This window comes from Arthrobacter sp. Bi83, from assembly GCF_918698095.1.
In the GTDB taxonomy this organism is placed as follows: domain Bacteria; phylum Actinomycetota; class Actinomycetes; order Actinomycetales; family Micrococcaceae; genus Arthrobacter.
The window spans coordinates 1-20,291 of record NZ_CAKKLY010000044.1 but is presented as its reverse complement, the minus strand read 5'-3'; the positions used below and the strand labels follow the sequence as shown (position 1 = coordinate 20,291).

Annotated in this window: 20 protein-coding genes; 15 read left to right on the top strand and 5 right to left on the bottom strand. The window is 68.2% G+C overall.

Annotated elements, in window-relative coordinates; genetic code table 11:
* The first annotated feature begins 113 nt into the window (after positions 1–113).
* The 15 genes from LQ144_RS17725 to LQ144_RS17655 all read left to right on the top strand — a co-directional run bounded on the left by LQ144_RS17725 (position 114) and on the right by LQ144_RS17655 (position 14,879).
* Complete coding sequence (locus tag LQ144_RS17725) at positions 114–995, top strand: shikimate dehydrogenase (RefSeq protein ID WP_230120020.1); 882 nt, start codon at positions 114–116, stop codon at positions 993–995.
* Positions 995–2,983 (top strand): sugar phosphate isomerase/epimerase and 4-hydroxyphenylpyruvate domain-containing protein, encoded by a 1,989-nt coding sequence (locus LQ144_RS17720; RefSeq protein ID WP_230120019.1) that lies wholly within the window; start codon positions 995–997, stop codon positions 2,981–2,983. The genes LQ144_RS17725 and LQ144_RS17720 overlap by 1 nt, the downstream gene beginning before the upstream one ends.
* A 78-nt stretch (positions 2,984–3,061) precedes the next feature.
* Positions 3,062–3,907: a protocatechuate 3,4-dioxygenase subunit beta gene (gene pcaH / locus LQ144_RS17715; protein WP_230120041.1), complete on the top strand. Its 846-nt coding sequence runs from the start codon at positions 3,062–3,064 to the stop codon at positions 3,905–3,907.
* Positions 3,900–4,481 carry a protocatechuate 3,4-dioxygenase subunit alpha gene (gene pcaG / locus LQ144_RS17710; RefSeq protein ID WP_230120018.1) on the top strand — a complete coding sequence of 194 codons (582 nt, stop codon included), beginning with the start codon at positions 3,900–3,902 and terminating at the stop codon, positions 4,479–4,481. Before pcaH ends, pcaG begins: the two co-directional genes overlap by 8 nt.
* Positions 4,478–5,947 carry a lyase family protein gene (locus LQ144_RS17705; protein WP_230120017.1) on the top strand — a complete coding sequence of 490 codons (1,470 nt, stop codon included), beginning with the start codon at positions 4,478–4,480 and terminating at the stop codon, positions 5,945–5,947. The genes pcaG and LQ144_RS17705 overlap by 4 nt, the downstream gene beginning before the upstream one ends.
* Positions 5,940–6,758, top strand: coding sequence for an alpha/beta fold hydrolase (locus LQ144_RS17700; RefSeq protein WP_230120016.1), 819 nt, complete (start codon positions 5,940–5,942; stop codon positions 6,756–6,758). The genes LQ144_RS17705 and LQ144_RS17700 overlap by 8 nt, the downstream gene beginning before the upstream one ends.
* Entirely contained in the window at positions 6,755–7,267 is a 513-nt protein-coding gene (gene pcaC, locus LQ144_RS17695) for a 4-carboxymuconolactone decarboxylase (RefSeq protein WP_230120015.1), read from the top strand. The genes LQ144_RS17700 and pcaC overlap by 4 nt, the downstream gene beginning before the upstream one ends.
* Positions 7,264–8,463, top strand: coding sequence for a thiolase family protein (locus tag LQ144_RS17690; RefSeq protein WP_230120014.1), 1,200 nt, complete (start codon positions 7,264–7,266; stop codon positions 8,461–8,463). Before pcaC ends, LQ144_RS17690 begins: the two co-directional genes overlap by 4 nt.
* A 2-nt stretch (positions 8,464–8,465) precedes the next feature.
* Positions 8,466–9,155: a 3-oxoacid CoA-transferase subunit A gene (locus tag LQ144_RS17685; protein WP_230120013.1), complete on the top strand. Its 690-nt coding sequence runs from the start codon at positions 8,466–8,468 to the stop codon at positions 9,153–9,155.
* Position 9,156: 1 nt separating this feature from the next.
* Complete coding sequence (locus LQ144_RS17680) at positions 9,157–9,840, top strand: 3-oxoacid CoA-transferase subunit B (RefSeq protein ID WP_230120012.1); 684 nt, start codon at positions 9,157–9,159, stop codon at positions 9,838–9,840.
* 87 nt (positions 9,841–9,927) lie between these two features.
* A complete protein-coding gene (locus LQ144_RS17675; RefSeq protein WP_230120011.1) occupies positions 9,928–10,767 on the top strand; it encodes an IclR family transcriptional regulator C-terminal domain-containing protein in 840 nt (279 codons plus the stop codon).
* Between the two features lie 195 nt (positions 10,768–10,962).
* A complete protein-coding gene (locus LQ144_RS17670; protein ID WP_230120010.1) occupies positions 10,963–12,153 on the top strand; it encodes a Re/Si-specific NAD(P)(+) transhydrogenase subunit alpha in 1,191 nt (396 codons plus the stop codon).
* Positions 12,153–12,509, top strand: a complete 357-nt coding sequence (locus LQ144_RS17665) for an NAD(P) transhydrogenase subunit alpha (RefSeq protein ID WP_230120009.1) — start codon at positions 12,153–12,155, stop codon at positions 12,507–12,509. The genes LQ144_RS17670 and LQ144_RS17665 overlap by 1 nt, the downstream gene beginning before the upstream one ends.
* Entirely contained in the window at positions 12,506–13,879 is a 1,374-nt protein-coding gene (locus LQ144_RS17660; RefSeq protein WP_230120008.1) for an NAD(P)(+) transhydrogenase (Re/Si-specific) subunit beta, read from the top strand. The genes LQ144_RS17665 and LQ144_RS17660 overlap by 4 nt, the downstream gene beginning before the upstream one ends.
* Positions 13,880–13,961: 82 nt before the next feature.
* Positions 13,962–14,879, top strand: a complete 918-nt coding sequence (locus LQ144_RS17655) for a diacylglycerol kinase family protein (protein ID WP_230120007.1) — start codon at positions 13,962–13,964, stop codon at positions 14,877–14,879.
* Positions 14,880–15,009: 130 nt separating this feature from the next.
* Here LQ144_RS17655 and LQ144_RS17650 read toward each other — a convergent pair whose 3' ends face one another.
* The 5 genes from LQ144_RS17650 to LQ144_RS17630 all read right to left on the bottom strand — a co-directional run bounded on the left by LQ144_RS17650 (position 15,010) and on the right by LQ144_RS17630 (position 20,156).
* A complete protein-coding gene (locus tag LQ144_RS17650) occupies positions 15,010–15,738 on the bottom strand; it encodes an aspartate/glutamate racemase family protein (protein WP_230120006.1) in 729 nt (242 codons plus the stop codon).
* Between the two features lie 8 nt (positions 15,739–15,746).
* The gene (locus tag LQ144_RS17645) at positions 15,747–17,183 is read right to left on the bottom strand and encodes an amidohydrolase family protein (protein WP_230120005.1); all 1,437 of its coding nucleotides are present in this window, start codon (positions 17,181–17,183) and stop codon (positions 15,747–15,749) included.
* Positions 17,184–17,236: 53 nt separating this feature from the next.
* Complete coding sequence (locus LQ144_RS17640) at positions 17,237–18,028, bottom strand: aspartate/glutamate racemase family protein (RefSeq protein WP_230120004.1); 792 nt, start codon at positions 18,026–18,028, stop codon at positions 17,237–17,239.
* Positions 18,025–18,708 carry a GntR family transcriptional regulator gene (locus LQ144_RS17635; RefSeq protein ID WP_230120003.1) on the bottom strand — a complete coding sequence of 228 codons (684 nt, stop codon included), beginning with the start codon at positions 18,706–18,708 and terminating at the stop codon, positions 18,025–18,027. The genes LQ144_RS17640 and LQ144_RS17635 overlap by 4 nt, the downstream gene beginning before the upstream one ends.
* Before the next feature lie 83 nt (positions 18,709–18,791).
* Positions 18,792–20,156 (bottom strand): MFS transporter, encoded by a 1,365-nt coding sequence (locus LQ144_RS17630; RefSeq protein ID WP_230120002.1) that lies wholly within the window; start codon positions 20,154–20,156, stop codon positions 18,792–18,794.
* Positions 20,157–20,291 lie beyond the last annotated feature (135 nt).

The following is a 20,291-nucleotide window of genomic DNA, read 5'->3' as shown; positions in this document are numbered from 1 at the left end:
AACAAGAGTGCATCATATGAACTTTTGTTGTACTGTAATCCCTATCACCTGGCCAGCGGCAGGCGCCCGAGTGCCCCAGCCGGCCGTGTGCCGCAGTCAAAGGAGCCGCACGCATGAGCAATCGAACTGAGTCCTACCTCGTGGGACTGGTCGGCGATGGCGTGATGCCGTCACTTTCCCCCCACATGCATGAGCGCGAAGGCGATGTCCAAGGGCTCCGCTACCTCTACCGCCCCATAGACCTCCGCGAGCTGGACCTTCCCGCCACGTCCATCGGTGACCTGCTGCAGAGCGCCTACCGGCTGGGCTTCAACGGGCTGAACATCACCCACCCGTGCAAGCAGCTGGTCCTGGAGCACCTGGACGAGATCGCACCCGACGCCGAAAAGCTTGGCGCCGTGAACACCGTGGTGATCCAGGACGGCCGCTTCATCGGCCACAACACCGACTTCTCCGGCTTTGCCGCCGCCCTGGCCTCCGGGCTCCCGGACGCCAAGCTGGACCGCGTAGTTCAGCTGGGAGCGGGCGGTGCCGGGTCCGCCGTCGCCTACGCCCTGCTCACCGCCGGCGTGCAGACGCTGGACCTCGTGGACATGGACCCGGCGCGGAGCGCCGAACGCGCCGCCGAGCTGTCCGGCTTCTTCCCCGACCGCACCATCACGGGACGCACGACGTCGGAGCTGCCGCAGCTCATGCCTTCGGCCGACGGCCTGGTGCACTGCACCCCAGTGGGCATGGCAGCCCACCCCGGCACGCCCCTGGACATGGCCCTCGTGGAACCGCGCCACTGGGTGGCGGACATCGTATACCGCCCCATCGAGACCGAACTGGTCCGCGAGGCCCGTGCCAAGGGCTGCGAAGTGCTCGACGGCGGCCGCATGGCCGTGGGCCAGGCCGCGGACGCCTTCCGGATCTTCACCGGCCTGGAAGCCGACGCCGAGCGCATGCGCGCCCACTTCCTGGAACTCATCGCGGCGGAAGAGGTGGCCGTCTGATGCGCACCGGCATCGCCACCGTGTGCCTCTCCGGCACCCTGAAGGAAAAGATGCAGGCCTGCGCCATTGCGGGCTTCGACGGCATAGAAATCTTCGAACAGGACCTGGTCACCTCACCGCTGAGCCCGGAGGACGTCCGCAAGATGGCCGCGGACCTCGGCCTCACACTGGACCTTTACCAGCCGTTCCGCGATTTCGACAGCGTCACCGAGGACCTGCTTTCCGCTAACCTCCGCCGGGCCGACGCCAAGTTCGGGCTGATGTCCCGGCTGGGCATGGACACCATCCTGGTCTGCTCCAACGTGGCCACAGCCACGATCGACGACGACGGCCTCCGCGCCGGGCAACTGGCCGACCTCGCCGCCCTTGCCGGCGACCACGGCGTCAAGGTGGCCTACGAGGCGCTCGCCTGGGGCAAGTACGTCAATGACTACGAGCACGCGCACCGCCTGGTGGAGATGGTGGACCACCCCAACCTCGGCACATGCCTGGACTCCTTCCATATCCTGTCCCGCGACTGGGACACCGCGCCCATCGAGGACTTCGACCCGGACAAGATCTTCTTCGTCCAGGTGGCGGACGCCCCCAAGCTCTCCTTGGACGTGCTGTCCTGGAGCCGCCACTACCGCGTGTTCCCGGGAGAAGGACAGTTCGAGCTCGCCAAGTTCATGGGCCACGTGGTCCGCGCCGGCTACACCGGACCGGTGTCGCTCGAGGTGTTCAATGACGTGTTCCGCCAGTCTGACGTCGAGCGCACCGCCGTGGACGCCATGCGCTCGCTGATTTGGCTGGAGGAGCAGAGCGCCAAGTGGCTGGATGCCAACGCGGCATCCGCTCTTAACGGGGCCGGAACCGCCAGTGGCGGGGCGGGCGCCAAAGCTGCCGGCCGCCGTCGTTACCCCATGGAACTGGCCACGCTCCCGCAGGTGGCCGAACCGGCCGGCTTCAACTTCGCCGAGGTCAAGGCCGCGGACACCGCCGCACTGGAAACCGTCCTGGGGCAGCTCGGTTTCGAGTTTAACGGCCGCCACCGCACCAAGGACGTCCAGCTGTGGACCATGGGCCACGCCCGGGTGATCATCAACGAACAGGCCCCCGGTGCCGTGGGCTCGGGCGCGCCGGCCATCGCCGCCGTCGGGTTCGACGTCGACTCCCCGGTCATTGCCTCGGCCCGCGCCCAGCAACTCAAGGCGCCCGCAGTGCCGCGCAAGAGCCAGGCCGACGAAGAGGTGTTCCAGGGCTTCGCGGCCCCGGACTCCACCGAGATCTTCCTGTGCCAGGGCAGCCCGGACGGCATCGCCGCCTGGATCAACGAATTTGGCGAGACCCGCGGGTCCGTCGGGGGGCTGGAAGTCCCCTCCGGTGCGCGGAATGCGGTGATCGACCACGTGAACCTCGCGCAGCCATGGCAGCACTTCGACGAGGCCGTCCTCTTCTACACCAGCGCCCTGGCCCTGGAACCGCAGCCGTACGCGGAGGTGGCCAGCCCCAGCGGACTGGTCCGCTCCCAGGTCATGCAGACCTCCGACCGCGCCGTGCGGCTGGTGCTGAATCTGGCACCGGTCATCCAGCAGGATGGGGCCTCCGAAACGGGCGCCGGCGCGTCGGTTACGGGCCAGCGGAAGACCTACCAGGAGCACATCGCGTTCGCCGTGGACGACCTCGTGGCCACCGCCCGGGCGGCGCAGGAGAGGGGATTGGACTTCCTGCAGATCCCGGCGAACTACTACGAGGACCTGGACGCCCGCTTCGGGCTTGATCCGGCGTTCCTGGCCACGCTTCAGGAGCTCAACCTGCTCTACGACCGCGACGCGGACGGCGAGTTCCTGCACTTCTACACCGCCACCGTGGGCAGCGTGTTCTTCGAAATGGTGGAACGCCGCGGCAACTACGACGGCTACGGGGCGCCCAATGCTCCGGTACGCCACGCCGTCCAGTATGACCACCTGCACCAACTGACCAGCCCAACCAACACCATCACCTACTGAAAGGAGGCTGCTGTGCCTGAAGACCTGAACCTTGAGACGTACAACGCCGATGCGCTCACCGAGGACCTGTCCGACGCAGTGCCCGCTGCGCCCCAGACTGCTGCGCCCCAGACTGCCGCCCAGACGCCTGCACCCTTCGTGGAAACCCAGCAGGACCTCAGCGCGGAGATCAAGGCACTCGGAGAGGCCTACGCCGAGGCAGTGAAGGGCGGTGCGAAGAGGGAAACCCAGCCGCGGCTGGACTTCGCCCCGTACCGCAGCAGCATCCTTCGCCACCCCACCAAGAGCCTGCACCACGCAGACCCGGAGACCATCGAGCTGTACTCCCCGGCGTTCGGGCACCAGGACGTGCACGCCCTGGAATCGGATCTCACCATCCAGCATAACGGCGAGCCCCAGGGCGAACGCATCATCGTTGCCGGCCGCGTGCTGGACGGCGACGGCCGTCCCGTGGCCGGCCAGCTTGTGGAGATCTGGCAGGCCAACTCCTCCGGCCGCTACATCCACAAGCGCGACCAGCATCCGGCGCCCCTGGACCCAAACTTCACCGGTGTGGGCCGCTGCATCACCGGCCCGGACGGCTCCTACCGGTTCACCACCATCAAGCCCGGCGCCTACCCGTGGAAGAACCACCTCAATGCCTGGCGGCCCGCGCACATCCACTTCTCCCTGTTCGGCACGGAGTTCACCCAGCGGATCGTCACCCAGATGTACTTCCCGGGGGACCAGCTCTTCCCGCTCGACCCGATCTACCAGTCGATCGTTGACCAGGACGCCCGTGACCGGCTCGTGGCCGACTACGACCACGACCTTACCCAGCCCGAATGGGCCCTGGGCTACAACTGGGACATCGTCCTGACCGGTTCCAAGCGGACCTGGACCGAAAACGAGGCCCTCGGAGCAGACGGAGACGACCATGAGTAAACTCACCGCAACACCCGGCCAGACCGTGGGCCCCTTCTACGGCTACGCGCTGCCCTACGACAAGGACCGCGAGCTGCTGGCTCCCGGCTCGCCGGGGTCCGTCCGCCTCCAGGGCACCGTGTACGACGGCGCCGGGCACGCCATTCCCGACGCCATCCTCGAGATCTGGCAGCCGGATTCCGACGGCAACATTGTCCGCCGCACCGGGTCGCTGGTCCGCGACGGCTACACCTTCACCGGCTTCGGCCGCAGCGCCGTGGGCAACTCCGGCGTGTACACCTTCACCACGGTCAACCCCGGCCCTACGGAGCCCGGCGCAGCCGCCTTCATCTCGGTCGCCATCTTTGCCCGCGGCCTGATGAACCGCCTCTTCACGCGCGTTTACCTGCCGGAGAACGAGGAAGCACTGGCGAAGGACCCGCTGCTGTCCTCACTGGACCCCGAGCGCCGCAAGACGCTGATTGCCCGCCGCGACGCCGACGGCGGACTCACCTGGGACATCCGTCTCCAGGGCGAGGGCGAAACCGTCTTCCTCGACTTCGAGGGAACCGGAACCGAGGGTGCCGCCCAGTGACCACTCCCCAGCCAGCCGGCACCGACGGTGACGTCGGGCTGCTCAGTCCCGTGTCGGCGTCGCCCCTGGTGGCGGCACTGACCGGTGACCGTGCGTTCTTGGCGGCGATCCTCGCCGTCGAGGCCGGCTGGGCCGCCGTGCTGGAGAAGGCCGATCTCGTTCCGGCCGGCTCAGCGGCCGTAGTAGCCCATGCGGCCGACGCGTCCCGCTACGATCTTGCCGATATTTCCCGCCGGGCGCAGGGCGGCGGCAACCCGGTGATCCCGCTGCTGGCGGATTTCCGCGCGCAGGTCATAGCCCTGGATACGAGCAACGTGGGTGCTGCCCGCGCCGTGCACACGTCACTGACCAGCCAGGACGTGCTGGACACCGCCCTCATGTTGCTGGCCCGGAACACCGTTTCGGCCCTGCTCGCAGACGTGAAGGGCACGACGACGGCGCTCGCCCGCCTGGCCCGACAGCACACGGACACGCTGTGCGTCGGCAGGAGCCTGACGCAGCATTCACTGCCGTTCACGTTCGGGCTGAAGGCTGCGCAGTGGTTCCACGGGCTGGCCGCCGCCGCACGCCGGCTCGAGGCACTCGAGCTGCCGGTGCAGACCGGCGGCGCTGCGGGAACGCTGGCCGCCGGCACCGTGCTGACCGTGGGCTCGGCCACGGACCCCTTTGGCCTCGCGGACGACCTGGCCGCGCAGCTGGGTCTCGCCCGAACACCGGCACCGTGGCACACCAACCGGTTCACCGTCACCGCGCTGGGGGATTCCCTGGCCGCGGTGGTGGACGCGCTGGGCAAGATCGCCGCGGACGTCCTGTTCCTGAGCAGGCCCGAGGTGGCTGAACTGGCTGAACCCCGGGCACCCGGCCGTGGCGTCTCCTCGGCCATGCCTCAGAAGCAGAACCCGGTGCTCTCCGTGTTGGTCCGCAGCGCAGCGCTCCAGGCTCCCGGCCTGGCCGCCCAGCTGCACCTGGCCGCCGCCACCTTCAACGACGAACGCCCCGACGGCGCCTGGCACACCGAATGGCCGGCCCTGCGCCGGCTGCTCGCCCTGGCCTTGGGGGCCGCCGGTCACGTCCGCGAACTGGCCGAAGGGCTGCAGGTCTTCCCGGAGGGCATGCGCCGCAACCTGGACCTGTCCGGGCCGTTGCTCCTGAGCGAGGGCGTGTCCGCAGCAGTGGCGCCCCTGCTGGGTGAGGGCGGGGCCGGTGGTGACGGAAAGCAGCAGCTTCAGTCGGTGGTGGACAGAACCCTGGAGGTGCCGGCCGCCGAACAGGGCGCCACGTACCGCCGGCTCCTTCGGGAAGCGGTTCCGGCTGACCGGCTCTCCGACGCAAGGCTGGACGAACTGCTGGACCCCGCGAGCTACCTCGGCCAGGCCGCCGAAATTTCCCGCCGGATCCTGGCCGCCTTCCCCGACTATGCGCCAACCCCAACCGAAACAGACCGAAACGGAGACTCCCGTGGCTAGACCAACAGTGAAGGCAGTGCTGCTTTCGCCCCAGCGCGCTCTGGGCGGGAAACCGCTCCTGGTGGTGGGGCCGTCGCTCGGCACCTCCTCGGTGCTCTGGACCCAGGCCGGCTCCCTGCTGGGCGGCGACTTTGACATCGTGGCCTGGGATCTGCCCGGGCATGGTGTGTCGCCTGCCGCGTCGGAAACGTTCAGCGTCGCGGACCTCGCCGACGCCGTCGTCGGGCTTGTCGACTGGCTCGCCCCCGGCGAGAGATTCCACTACGCAGGCGTCTCCCTCGGCGGAGCCACCGGCCTGCAGCTCGGCATCAAGCACGGCGACCGCCTCAAGAGTCTGTCCGTGCAGTGCTCGGGCGCCAAGCTCGGCACACCGGAGGGCTGGCTGGAACGTGCTGAAACAGTCAGGACGCAGGGAACTCCCGTGATGATCCAGGGTTCGGCCGAGCGCTGGTTCGGCCCGGGGTTCATGGACCGCGAACCGGAGCTCAGCAGCCGCCTCCTGCACGCCCTCCGCGACGCCGACCGGTTCAGCTACGCTTTCTGCTGCGAGGCCCTGGCCCGCTTCGACGTCCGGGACCAGCTCGGCAGCATCACCGTCCCCACCCAGGCCGTCGCGGGCGCCGAGGACGGTGTGGCGACGCCGGCGTTGGCCGAAGAAGTGGCGGCAGGAATTACGGCAGGGGGCGGCACGGCCTCGGCCGTCACCCTTGAAGGCGTGGCGCACCTGGCTCCGGCCGAGGCGCCCGCCCACGTTGCCGAGCTGCTCCGGAGCCTCATCACCTGGAGCGAATCACGGGGGGAAGCCAAGTGACCGCCCCCGAACGCAACGCCCCCGAACGCAACGGGCCAGAACGCAACGGTGTAGTCCAGCCGGACGCCACCAGCCAGGAAATTTACGACGGCGGCATGGTGGTCCGGCGCGAGGTGCTCGGCGCCGCGCACGTGGACCGCGCCAACGCCAACAAGGACTCCTTCACCGAGGACTTCCAGGACATGATCACCCGCATCGCGTGGGGCGGGATCTGGACCCGTCCCGGCCTCCCGCGCCAGATGCGCTCCGCCGTCACCATCACCGCCATGGTGGCGCACGGGCACTGGGAAGAACTGGCCATGCACATCCGCGCCGCCATCACCAACGGCCTGAGCAGGGACGAAATCAAGGAAATCCTGCTTCAGACCGCCATCTACTGCGGAGTCCCCTCCGCCAACACCGCCTTCAAGACCGCCCAGCAGGTCTTCCATGCAATGGACAACGCAGCAATGGACAACGCAGCAATGGACAACGCAGCAATGGACAACACAGAAATGGACAACGCATGAATCAGGCTTTTGTGTACGACGCCGTACGCACCCCTTTCGGTAAGTTCGGCTCCGGCCTTGCCGGGGTCCGTCCGGATGACCTTGCCGCGCATGTGATCAGCGAGTCCGTAAAGCGCGCGCCGCAACTCGACGTGGAGCGGATCGACGAGGTCGTCTTCGGCAACGCCAACGGCGCCGGTGAGGAGAACCGCAACATCGCCAGGATGGGCACGCTGCTGGCCGGTTTACCGGTCTCGATTCCGGGCACCACGGTCAACCGGCTCTGCGGCTCATCCCTGGATGCGGCGATCATCGCCTCCCGCCAGATCAACGCAGGGGACGCCGAGCTGATGCTCATCGGCGGCGCCGAATCCATGTCCCGGGCACCCTGGGTGCTGCCCAAGACCGAAAAACCATACCCGGCCGGCGACATGACCCTGGCGTCCACCACGCTGGGCTGGCGCCTGGTGAACAAGGCGATGCCGAAGGAGTGGACCATTTCCCTGGGCGAGGCCACCGAGCGGCTGGCCGAGAAGTACGGCGTGACCCGCGAGCAGCAGGACGAGTTCGCCGCGAACTCCCACAACCTGTCGGCTGCGGCCTGGGACGAGGGGTTCTATGACAACCTCGTGGCGCCGGTGCCGGGCACGGACCTGGTCCGGGACGAAGGCATCCGTGCCGGGTCCTCGGTGGAGAAGCTCGCCGGGCTCAAGACCGTGTTCCGCGCCGAGAACGGCACCGTCACCGCCGGGAACGCGTCCCCGCTGTCCGACGGCGCGTCTGCGGCCTGGATCGGATCCGAGAACGCCGCCGGGCTGCTGAACATGGAGCCTTTGGCCCGGATCGCGGGCCGCGGCGCGCATGCCAACGATCCGCAGTACTTCGGCTACGCCCCGGTGGAGGCGGCGAATAAGGCCCTCGAGAAGGCGGGCATCGGCTGGGGCCAGGTGGGCGCCGTCGAACTTAACGAAGCGTTCGCCGCGCAGTCCCTGGCGTGCATCAACGCCTGGGGCATCGACCATTCGATGGTGAACCGGCACGGCGGCGCCATTGCGATGGGCCACCCGCTGGGCGCCTCCGGCGCCCGGATCCTCGGCACGCTCGCCCGCAGCCTGCAAGCGTCCGGTGAGCGCTGGGGCGTCGCTGCGATCTGCATCGGCGTCGGGCAGGGCCTCGCCGTGGTGCTTGAGAACGTTACTTCGGGAGTTAAGGGCTGACCATGCTGCATTTCATTGACACCGTCGGCGAGGCCGTTGCCGGCATCAAGGACGGCTCCACGGTGATGATCGGCGGGTTCGGCAACGCCGGCCAGCCGTTTGAACTGATCGACGCGCTGCTGGAGGGCGGCGCGACTGACCTGACCGTGGTGAACAACAACGCCGGCCAGGGCGACCAGGGCCTGGCCCTGCTGATCAAGGAAGGGCGGGTGCGCAAGATGATCTGCTCGTTCCCGCGGCAGTCCGACTCCTGGCACTTCGACGCCAAGTACAAGGCTGGCGAGATTGAGCTGGAGCTGGTGCCGCAGGGCAACCTGGCCGAGCGCATCCGGGCCGCCGGCGCGGGCATCGGCGGTTTCTTTACGCCCACCGGCTACGGCACCATGCTGGCCGAGGGCAAGGAAACCCGGATCATCGACGGCCGCGGCCAGGTCTTCGAGACCCCCATCCACGCCGACGTCGCCCTCATCAAGGCACTCAAGGCCGACGGCGTCGGAAACCTGGTGTACCGCAAGACCGCACGGAACTTCGGCCCGATCATGGCCGCAGCGGCCAAGCACACGATCGTCCAGGTCTCCGAGATCGTCCCCACGGGCGGCCTGGACCCGGAGAACGTCGTGACCCCCGGCATTTACGTCAACAGCATTGTCCGCGTGAACACCGCCGCCGGCAAGACAGAACAGGTGGCCTGAGATGAGCATCCAGACAGCATCCCTTCAGACCAGCGAGACGCCCCTGGGCCGCGACGACCTCGCCCGCCTCGTGGCACGGGACATCAAGCCCGGCTCCTTCGTGAACCTCGGAATCGGCCAGCCCACCCTGGTCTCCAACTACCTTCAGCCGGAGCAGAACATCACGCTCCACACCGAGAACGGCATGCTGGGCATGGGCCCGGTCGCCGAGGGCGACCAGATCGACGGCGACCTCATCAATGCAGGCAAGATCCCCGTCACCGAACAGCCCGGGGCGTCCTACTTCCACCACGCCGACTCGTTCGCGATCATGCGCGGCGGGCACCTGGACATCTGCGTCCTGGGCGCGTTCCAGGTCTCGGCGACCGGTGACCTCGCGAACTGGCATACCGGCGCCCCGGACGCGATTCCTGCCGTGGGCGGAGCGATGGACCTGGCCACCGGCGCCAAGGACGTGTTCGTGATGATGACGCTCCTGACCCGGGACGGCGCATCCAAGATCGTCGAGGCGTGCACCTACCCGCTCACCGGCGTGGGCTGCGTGACCCGGGTGTACACCGACAAGGCGGTGTTCCTCACGGGACCCGACGGCGTCACCGTCCGCGAAACTTTCGGCTGCACCCTCGAGGAACTCCAGGCCCTGGTGCCGGTGCCCCTTACAGCAGCCCCCGCCGTCGCTGGTTGAGCCGGTCGAAACCCGACCCCCTCATCCCCGTTCGCGCCAGGGGGAGGGGGCCGCAAGTGTTCGTTCGCGCCAATAGGATAGATAACCATGACCGACGCAGCAGCAGGGACCGCACCGAAGGCACGCCGCACGCCGAAAGCTGATGCTGCGCCCACGGCCAGCGACCAGTACGTGCAGTCGCTGGCGCGCGGCCTGGCCGTGATCCGCTCGTTCGACACCGACCACGCCGTCATGACCCTCACCGAGGTGGCCGCCCGCACCGACCTGACCCGCGCCACCGCCCGCCGTTTCCTGCACACGCTCGTGGAGCTCGGCTACGTCCGCACCGACGGCAAGACCTTCGCGCTCACGGCCCAGGTGCTGCAGCTCGGGTACGCCTACCTCTCCGGGCTCTCCCTTCCGCAGCTTGCCCAGCCGCACCTCGAAGAGCTGTCCCTCAAGCTGGGGGAATCCACCTCGGCCGCGGTGCTGGACGGCACGGACATCGCGTACATCGCCCGCGTCACCACGCGCCGGATCATGAACATCGGCATCACCGTGGGCACTCGTTTCCCGGCCTACGCCACGTCCATGGGCAGGGTGCTCCTCGCCGCCCTCCCGCCCGAGCAGCTGAAGGAATACCTGTCGACTGCCGAGATCAAGCCGCTCACGCCCCGCGCCATCGGCACCGTGAAGGACCTCCTGGCCGTCCTGGACACCGTGCGCGCCCAGGGCTGGTGCCTGCTGGACCAGGAGCTCGAACTCGGCCTGATGTCGGTGGCCGCACCGGTCTACCACGGCAGCAAAGCCGTGGCCGCGGTCAACGTGTCGCTCCAAGCCCAGTCCGTCGCGGCCCAGCCCGACCCTGAGGCGTTCCTGGACTCCGTGCGCAAGGAAATCGTGGCCACCGCGGAAAAGATTTCCTCGGACTTCTCCACCGGACACTGAACGCCTGACCCGGGCGGGTCCAAGAGTTCACCAGCCGTAACGCCCCCGCTACTGCCGCGCAGCGCCGCTGGGCCATAGACTCTAGCCAACTACGTGCAGCAGCGCCGCTTTGCGAGTTCCGCCCCAAGGCAAGAGCCCCGAGGGGAAGAGCCCACGACGCGGGAGCCGCTGCACCCGTTGGAAGGGGAGTGGCGGGTGAAGCTGGGCATAGCGCGGGAACGCCGGGAGGGCGAGCGGCGGGTTGCCGCCACGCCGGAGACCGTGAAGCAGCTGGCGGGACTGGGCCTCGAGGTGCTGGTTGAGTCCCGGGCGGGGGTCTTCGCCGGGCACGGTGACGACGACTACCGCCAGGCGGGCGCCCAGATTGTGCAGGACCTCGACATCGGGGACCTCGACGTGTACGCCCATGTCCACCCGCTGGAGCCTCCGACGGCGGCGGCCTTGCGCCGGGGGGCCGTCACCGTGGGCCTGGCCTCGCCATCGTCCGAGCTGGCCACCGTCCGGGCGCTGTCCGAAGGTGGCATCACCTCGTTCGCCCTGGAGCTCGTGCCGCGGATCTCCCGTGCCCAGTCCATGGACGCCCTGTCCTCGCAGGCCCTCGTGGCCGGCTACCGCTGCGTGCTCGAGGCGGCCATCCGGTTGCCCCGGTTCTTCCCCCTCTTCATGACCGCGGCCGGAACCGTCCCGCCGGCGCGGGTGCTGGTCCTCGGCGTCGGCGTGGCCGGCCTGCAGGCCATCGGCACGGCCAAGAGGCTCGGCGCGCGCGTCTCGGCCAACGACATCAGACCCTCCTCTGCGGAAGAGGTGACGTCGATGGGCGGCACCTTCATCAAACTGGACCTTGAAACGGCCGAAGCGTCCGGCGGTTACGCGCGGGAGCTCAGCGCGGACCGCGGCGCGCTGCAGCGCCAGCTCCTGGCACCGCATGTCGCCGAAGCGGACGTGCTGATCACGACGGCGGCCATCCCCGGCAGGCGGGCACCGCTCCTGGTGACCAGGGAGATGGTGCAGGGCATGCGCGCGGGATCCGTCGTCGTCGATCTCGCCGCGGAGTCCGGCGGCAACGTGGAGGGCTCCCTGCCGGGCAGGGACGTGCACATTCCGACCGCCGACGGAAGAGGTGCCGTCACCCTCGTAGGGCTGAAGGACGCCCCGTCCGCCATGCCCGCAGACGCTTCGCGGCTCTACGCGAAGAACGTGGCCAACCTCCTGGCACTGATGACCTGCGACGGCACGGTGGCCCCGGATTTCGACGACGACGTGGTGGCCGGTGCCTGCCTGACGCACGACGGCGTGGTGCGGCATGCGCAGACGGCAGAGGCACTCGCGGCGCTCGGCCAGGAAGACGAGGCCGAGAAGGCGTCCGAGAACGAGGGGGTGGTGTGATGGACGGCATCAGCCTGCTGACGATCACCGTGCTGGCGGTCTTCGTGGGCTTCGAGGTGGTTTCCAAGGTTTCCAGCACCCTGCACACGCCGCTGATGTCCGGCGCCAACGCCATCCACGGCATCATCCTCGTGGGCGCCATCATCGTCGCCGGCCAGGCCGCGCATCCCTGGGTGCTGGCCGTGGCCCTGCTCGCAGTGGTTCTCGCGACCGCCAACCTGGTGGGCGGCTTCGTGGTGACGGACCGGATGTTGGAGATGTTCCGGGGCCGCAGGGGCAACGGTGGCAGGCCGGTCCCGCCGGATGGCCACCGGCCGCGGTCGGAAGCGTCCGACAGCAAGGACGGCGCCCGGTGACACTCCTCGACCCCACCCTCACCGGGCTGCTGTACCTTGCCGCGGCCGCGTGCTTCATCCTGGCCCTCAAGGGCCTCAACTCGCCGCGAACCGCACGCCGCGGCAACCTCATCGGCGCATTCGGCGCCCTGATCGCCGTCGTGACTGTCTTCTTCTCCGCCAGGCTGGACAACGTCCCGTGGATCCTGGGTGCCATCGCGGTGGGATCCGGGGTTGCCGCACCGGTGGCCCGGCGCGTCAAGATGACCCAGATGCCGCAGCTCGTGGCGCTCTTCAACGGCGTGGGTGGCGGCGCGGCCGCGCTCGTGGCCTTGCTCGAGCTCCCGGAAGCCGACGATCCCTGGGTGCGCCTGGCCATCGTCTTCACCCTGCTGGTCGGAGCCGTGTCCTTCGCGGGCTCCGGCATCACGTTCGCTAAATTGCAGGAGCTGATGACCACCCGCCCGGTGGTGTTCCCGGGCCTGCCGGTGCTCATGGGCGGCGTGCTGCTCCTGGCGGTGGGCGCCGCCGTCGCGGTGGTTCTTGGCGGTTCCCTGGCGCTCGCGCTGGTGCTCCTGCTGCTGGGGCTGCTGGCCGGCGTGCTGCTGGTGCTGCCCGTGGGCGGGGCGGACGTGCCCATTGTGATCTCGCTGCTGAACGCCTTCACCGGCCTGGCGGTCGCGGCCTCCGGCCTGGTGCTGGGCAACGTGCTGCTGGTGGTGGCGGGCACCCTGGTGGGCGCCTCGGGCACCATCCTCACCCGGGCCATGGCGGCGGCCATGGGCCGCAGCGTCGCCGGCATCCTGTTCGGGGCCTTCCGTGGAGGTTCGACGGCGGGGTCGACGGCGGTGAGCGACCGCCCCGTGCGCTCCTCCAGCGCTGAGGACGTTGCGGTGCTCCTGGGCTACGCGCAGCGGGTGATCATCGTGCCCGGGTACGGCCTCGCCGTGGCTCAGGGGCAGCACACCGCGGCCGAACTGGCGCAGGCCCTGGAGTCCCGCGGCATCAAGGTGGACTTCGCCATCCATCCGGTGGCGGGGCGCATGCCCGGGCACATGAACGTGCTGCTGGCCGAGGCCAATGTGCCGTATGAGTCGCTTAAGGAGATGGGCGAGATCAACTCCGAATTCAAGACAGCCGACGTCGCGCTGGTGGTGGGCGCAAACGACGTCGTCAACCCCGCCGCGAAGACGTCCTCCGGATCGCCGATCTATGGCATGCCCATCCTCGAAGTCGCCGACGCGCGGCAGGTGGTCTTCCTGAAGCGCTCACTGCGGCCAGGATTCGCCGGGATCGAGAACGATCTTATGTACGAGCCGCAGACCACGCTGCTGTTCGGCGACGCGAAGGAATCCCTTACCAAGGTGCTCGGGGCGGTGAAAGCGCTGTAGGCAGCTGCAGCGGATTTCCAGCCAACGCGGTTACGATTTGAGTTCCGCAGCCTAACCGCCCTTACTGAAGTCGAAGGACACCATGACAACCAACAAAGCCTCCTCACCCCAACGGGCAGCCGTGGTTATCAACCCCGTCAAGGCCGTCGGTTCCGACCTCCGCGCCTCGCTGGTCCGCCTCTGTGACACGCAGGGCTGGGCGGAGCCGCTCTGGCTGGAAACCACGGAGGAGGACCCCGGCGTCGGGCAGGCGCGCGAGGCACTGGAGGCGGGCGTCGACGTCGTCATCGCCGCCGGCGGCGACGGAACCGTGCGCTGCGTTGCCGAGGTGCTCGCCGGAACCGGCACTCCGCTGGGGCTCATCCCCCTGGGGACCGGGAATCTGCTGGCCCGCAACATGGGTGTGGACATCAGCGACCCCGTCGCAGCCGCGTACGACGTGCTGAACGGCACCGAACGCACCGTGGACGTGGTCAGGAGCAGCTTCGACCACTCCGAGGACGAGAATGTGTTCCTGGTGATGGCCGGCGTGGGCTATGACGCCGCGATCATGGCGGACACCGTGGATGTCCTCAAGGATCGCATGGGCTGGCTCGCCTACGTTGAGGCGGGAATCCGGAAGCTGCCCGGCAAGCCGGTCAAGGCCACCATTCAGGTGGACGGCAAACACCCGGTCAAGCGCCGCATCCGCAGCGTGATGATCGGCAACTGCGGCCGGATCATGGGCGGAATCGAAATTTTTCCGGAGGCCAAGATCGACGACGGTGTCCTCGATCTGCTCATTCTTGCCCCCCGCGGCAGGCTCGGCTGGCTTGGCGTGGCGGCCGGGATCTTTGGCCGGCGGAAGAACGAGACCGAATCGGCCGAGTACTTCCAGGGGAAGTCCGCAGAGGTGACCCTGGAGCACGAGCAGGAGTTCCAGCTGGACGGTGACCACGTGGGAGCCGGAAAGCACCTGGCCATCAGGCTGGATCCCGGCGCACTCAAGATCCGCATGTAGCCCGCCCGGCGTGGCTGCGGCACGGCAGCGCCGTGCCGCAGCGTTAAATGTCGACGGCGGCGGGCCGCTCCCAGTGGGCGGGCCGCCGCCGTCTGCCTTGTCCGGGCTGCTGTAATCCAGCGGGCTGGGGTCAGTCCGCGAGCAGCCTGCCCCATCTTGGTGCGAGCAAGGGGGACCCGGCAAGTTTGAGGCAGTGCCACAGGGTCACGGCCACCGAGTCCAGCACCGGAACGCCGGTTTCCGCCTCGATCTCCGCCGCGATGTTGGCGCCGTAAAGGTTGGTGCACAGGTAGATAAGGGCGTCCGGTGCGGCTGCCGCCAGGTCCAGCGAGCCCGGCCGCATTTCCTGGTCGGTGACCCGCCCGAAGGACTCGTTGTCGCTCAGGCCCAGGGCCCGGTGGCCGAGGGTCTTGATGCCGTCCCGCTCGTAGGACGCCATGATGGCGTGGTTGACGTCCTCCGTGTACGGCGTGAACAGCCCGATCCGCTCGGTGCCGAAGGACCGGAACGCCTCGAGATAGGCGAGTGTGGACGTCGTGGCCGGAACGCCGGTGGCATCGGCAATTTCCCGAACGAGCTCACGGTCATGGCCGGCTCCCAGCCACGAGCCCGAGGTGCCGTTCCAGGCGATGACGTCCACGTCCGCCGTCGCGAGCAGCCGGGCCGCTTCGCGCATGACGGCCGGATCGAACTGCTTGTCCGAGGAATCGTCGAGGGCGATCCGCGTGACGGGAATACGCGTGAAGTGGATGGTGACGTCATCCCGGTCGCCCAGGATGCGGTAGCTCTGCGGCTCCAGGCAGGTGTTGGAGGACGGCACGATCATGCCGATGCGGGTCTTACGAGTTGTGGACGGCATGGATGCTCCTACTGTGCTGCAGAGAGGGTCGCGGGGGTCGGTTCCGGTGCTGCCGCGGTGTGTTCGCGGAAGCCGTTGCGGGCCACGAAGCGGCCTACGGGTCCCGGATCGTGGAAGCCGTCGCCGTCCACCACCACGCGTCCGGCTGACACCACCACCGCGGGCCAGCCGGTGAGTGCCACGCCGTCGAACGGGGAGAAGTCCGTGCCCATGTGCAGGTTAGCGCCATCGACGGTGCGTTGTTCGGCGGGATCGAAGACCACGAGATCGGCGTCGAAGCCCTCGGCGATGGTCCCCTTGCGGGGGACGGCGTTGATCCGGGCCGGTCCGGCGGAGAAGACCTCAACGAAGTCCTCCACGGTGTTCCCGGCGGATTCCATCATCGCGCTGAACGTGACGGGCATCCGTGTTTCCACGCCGGGCAGGCCGTGCGGCATGGTACGGATGTCGTCCGTGCGCTCGCGCTTCTGGGAGAGGTCGTAGCAGGAATGGTCCGAGGAGACCGTGTGAATGGCGCCAGCGGCAAGCCGTTCCTTCAGGGCGGCAACGGTTTCGGCGCAGCGAATCGGCGGGCAACAGGCGTACCACTCCGGAAACGCCGCCCCGTATACGGAGTCATCGAGGGTGAGGTAGTGCGGGCAGGTCTCCGAGTAGGCCTCCCGGCCGCGGGCGCGGGCCTCGCTGACCAGGTCCACGGCACCGGGCGTGGACTGGTGCACGAAATAAACGGGAGCGCCCGTGTATTCGGCCATGGCCAGCGTTTCCTTGACGGAGATTTCCTCGGCCAGCTCCGGGCGCGTCCGGTGCAGGTGCTCGATGCCGATCCTGCCGTCGTCGGCATGCTGCTGCGTGCAGTCGCTGATGATGGGGTCGTGTTCGGCGTGGATGTAGGTGAGGCCGTCCAGCCGGACCATCTCGCGCATCACTTTCAGGATGGTGTCCCCGTCGGCCATGGTGGTGCCGCGGTTGGTGGTGTACATCTTGACCGAGCGGACGCCCCTGGCGGCGAGCTGTTCGAGCTGCCACGGCACCGTCTCGTCCCAGCTGACCACCGAGCCGTGGAGGGCGACGTCGCAGCGGGAATCCCGCGCCAGCTCCTTCTTGTTGAGCACTGCTGCCAGCGGGGTTTCCTGGGCGTCGCGGGGTATGCCGAAGTCGATGATGGTGGTGGTGCCGCCCCACAGCGCTGCCGTGGAGGTGGTGCGGTAGTCGTCCAGGGTCCGGAAGCGTCCGGTTACCTGGGCCACGTGGCAGTGGCCGTCCACGCCACCGGGGATGACGAGCCGGCCCGTGGCGTCGATGGTGCGGGCAGCGGCGGGGGCGGGCTCGGAGGCATCGACCAGCCGGGAGATCCTGCCGTGCTGGACGACAATGTGGGCGTTCCGGCGGCCAAAGCTGTTGACCACGGTGCCGTTGGCGATGACGAGTTCTGGAGTGCGGGACATCTTTGTCCTCCTTGGGACGAAGCCGGTAGGGGAAGCTGGTGGGGCCGGTTGGACTAGTGGGACGGGGCCGCGGCGGCGTGGGCTGTGCTCTGGGCGGCGTTCTGCGCTGTGGTGAGGGCGGCGTCGAGGTTTTCCGAGAGCCCCCTGCGGGCCTTGACGGGCGGCGGTGCGAAGGCACCGGCGCGGTGGTGTCCGGACTGGAGCCCCACCACGGCCTCCGCCATGCGGATGCCGGCGGAGATGCCGTCCACCACGGGGACGGGGATCTGCCCCCGGAGTTCGCGGGCAAGTCCGGCGAGCGGCGCACCTGCCAGGATGACGACGTCGGCCCCGTCCGCTGCGACGGCCTGCCGGCTGAGTGCCAGCAGCGTTTCCTTGAAGTCCTGCTGCACGGAGCCGATGGCGTTCAGGGATTCATTGATGGAACGGATGGATGCCAGCCGGCCCCCGAGGCCGAAGCGCTCCACGCAGTCCAGATACCACGGCCGGATCCGGTCCGAAATGGCGATGATGGAGAACCGGTGCCCCTGCAGGGCGGCCGCGCAGAGGGCTGCCTCGGTGATGCCGATGACGGGCACGTCGGCGAGTTCCTTCAGAGCCGGCATGCCGGGATCGCCGAACGCGGCCACCACGACGCCGTCGACTTCCCCGGCGTGCTCGGCAATGATCTCGGCGACGGCACAGGCGGCTATCAGGGACTCAAAGCGGGTTTCGATGTACTCCACGCCGCGCCCGGCGGTGCGGACCACCAGCTCGGTATCCGGCGAGGCGGAGCGCAGGGCCTCGGACTCGATGAGGGCGGTGACGTCGTCGCTGATGTTGGGGTTGATGACGAGCAGTTTCATTTTTTCTTCCGATGCAGCGTGGGTTCGGTTTTCTGGAAGTCCTCGGGGAACTGCTCGCGGTACTTGCCGATGTGCGACGCTGACTGGGCAGCCGCCCGGTCCGGGTCGCCGCTGGCGATCGCACCGTAAAGTTCCCGGTGTTCCTGGATCAGTTCCGGCAGGTCGCTGACGTGGCGGAAAAGCCAGTGCATGCGGCCCTGGAGGGGTTCCAGCGCCGATTTGAGGAAGTTGTTGTCGGCGATGCCGGTGATGGCGTCATGGAATTCGCTGTTGGCGCGGTGCGCCTCCATCACGGCACCTTTGGTGAGGCAGCGCTCCGCCTCATCGAGCAGGCCCTTGAGGCGGGCGAGGTCCTCCCCGGTGGCGCGGACGGCTGCCAGCCGGCAGGCCAGCACCTCGAGCGACTCCCGGACGTCGAACAGATCCTCGACGTCCTTGGAGCTGAGGCTGCTGACTTCTGCGCCCCGGGCACCGCGGTCGCTGATGAGGCCTTCCATGCGGAGCATGCGCAGGGCTTCCCGGACGGGGAGCCGTGACACATTGAATTCTGTGGCGAGATCGCGTTCCACCAGCCGCGTGCCGGGAGCGTAGTGCCCTTCAAAAATCCGGGTGCGGAGGGTATCCCGGACGGCCTCGCGGAGGGGGCGTTCCTTGTCCTGGGTCTCTTCTGCGGTAAGCATGGTGCTCCATTCGGATTCTCGGGTGACGTTGCGCTCCCGGCGGCGGGAGGAGGTGCTGCGGTGCCTAGCTTAGGCTGGCTGGCCTAGACAGGAAGCCGCTTGTTGTAGTTCAGGGTGAGGACGGAGACGCCCATGATGATGGCGGATCCGACGAAGTAAAGCAGTGCCCAGGTGTAGGAGCCGGTGGCGCCGACAATCAGTCCCACGGCGATCGGGGTGACGAAGCCGGAGATGTTGCCGCTGAAGTTCATGGCGCCGCCCAGCACGCCGGCGTTGGTCCGGCCGCCCAGGATGGAGGGGATGCTCCAGAAGAGGCCCACCCAGCGGAGGAAGAACATGACCACGGACAGCAGGACAACCGCCGTCGTGGGATCTGCGACCACCGTGACGCCTACCAGTCCGCCGATGACCACGACACTGGAGATGCCCAGGAGTGTGCGCATCACGAGGTTGGCCGAGGCGCCGGTTGCCCGCCATTTGTCCGCGATGGTGCCGCCCAGGATTTCACCCACGAAGCCGGCCCCGAAGATCACGAACGTGGACCAGCCAATGGTCTTCAAGTCAAAGCCCTTGGCCTGGGCGAGGTAGAGCGGGCCCCAGGTCAGCAGGCCGTAGAACACTCCGTTGAAGCCGAGCCAGCCGAAGCACATGGCCCAGAAGGAACGGAACTTCAGGTAAGGCAGCAGGGCGCGCTTGCCCTTGCTGCCGTCGAGCTCGGCTTCGGCATCCTCGGCAGCGTGCGAGGCTTCGATGTACTCGGCTTCGGCGGCATTGACGCCGCGGTGCTGCCGCGGATTGTCGCGGACGTACCACCAGACGGCCAGGCCCATCAGGACCGTTGCGGCACCGGCAATGACGAACGAACTGCGCCAGCTGCCGGTGGAGGCGATCAGGCCGGCGATGAGGATGCCGCCCAAGCCTGCACCCAGCGGGGCACCGGCGTCCAGGATGGTGGCACCGCGGCCGCGCTCCGACTTGTGCATCCAGATGGCGTTGAGCTTGCCGCCGGCCGGCATGACGCCGGCTTCGGTGATGCCGATGCCGAGGCGGGCGATGAACATGCTCAGGAAGCCGCCGGCCATGCCCGAGGCTGCCGTCGCGGCGCCCCAGCCAACGCAGGAGGCGGTCATCACCTTGCGGGGACCGAACTTGTCGATCAGCAGGCCGACCGGGATCTGCATGAGGGCGTAGGTCCAGAAGAATGCGGAGAGCAGCAGGCCCACAAGCTCAGGGGCGAGATTGAACTCCTTTTGGATGATGGGCAGGGCTACCGAGATGGAGCCCCGGTCGATGTAGTTGACGGAAACCAGGACGAGCAGGAGCAGGAACATTTTCCAGCGGACGTTGGTGCGCCGTTGCACGCCGTCCTTGCCGGGCTTGCCGTTGGCTGAGGGGCCGGTGGTGCCTTGAGCCTCTGCGGTCACTGTTTCGGTATTGGGAATGGACACAGCTTCTCCTTCACGGGGAAGTTTACGGACAGGGAATCGAGCTGGATGAATCTGAAATTTGTTGGGGGGTGATGCTGGTGGAGACGTGCGGCCGCGGGGTGGGCGGCGGGAATTCTGGAGGGCAAAGTCTGAGTG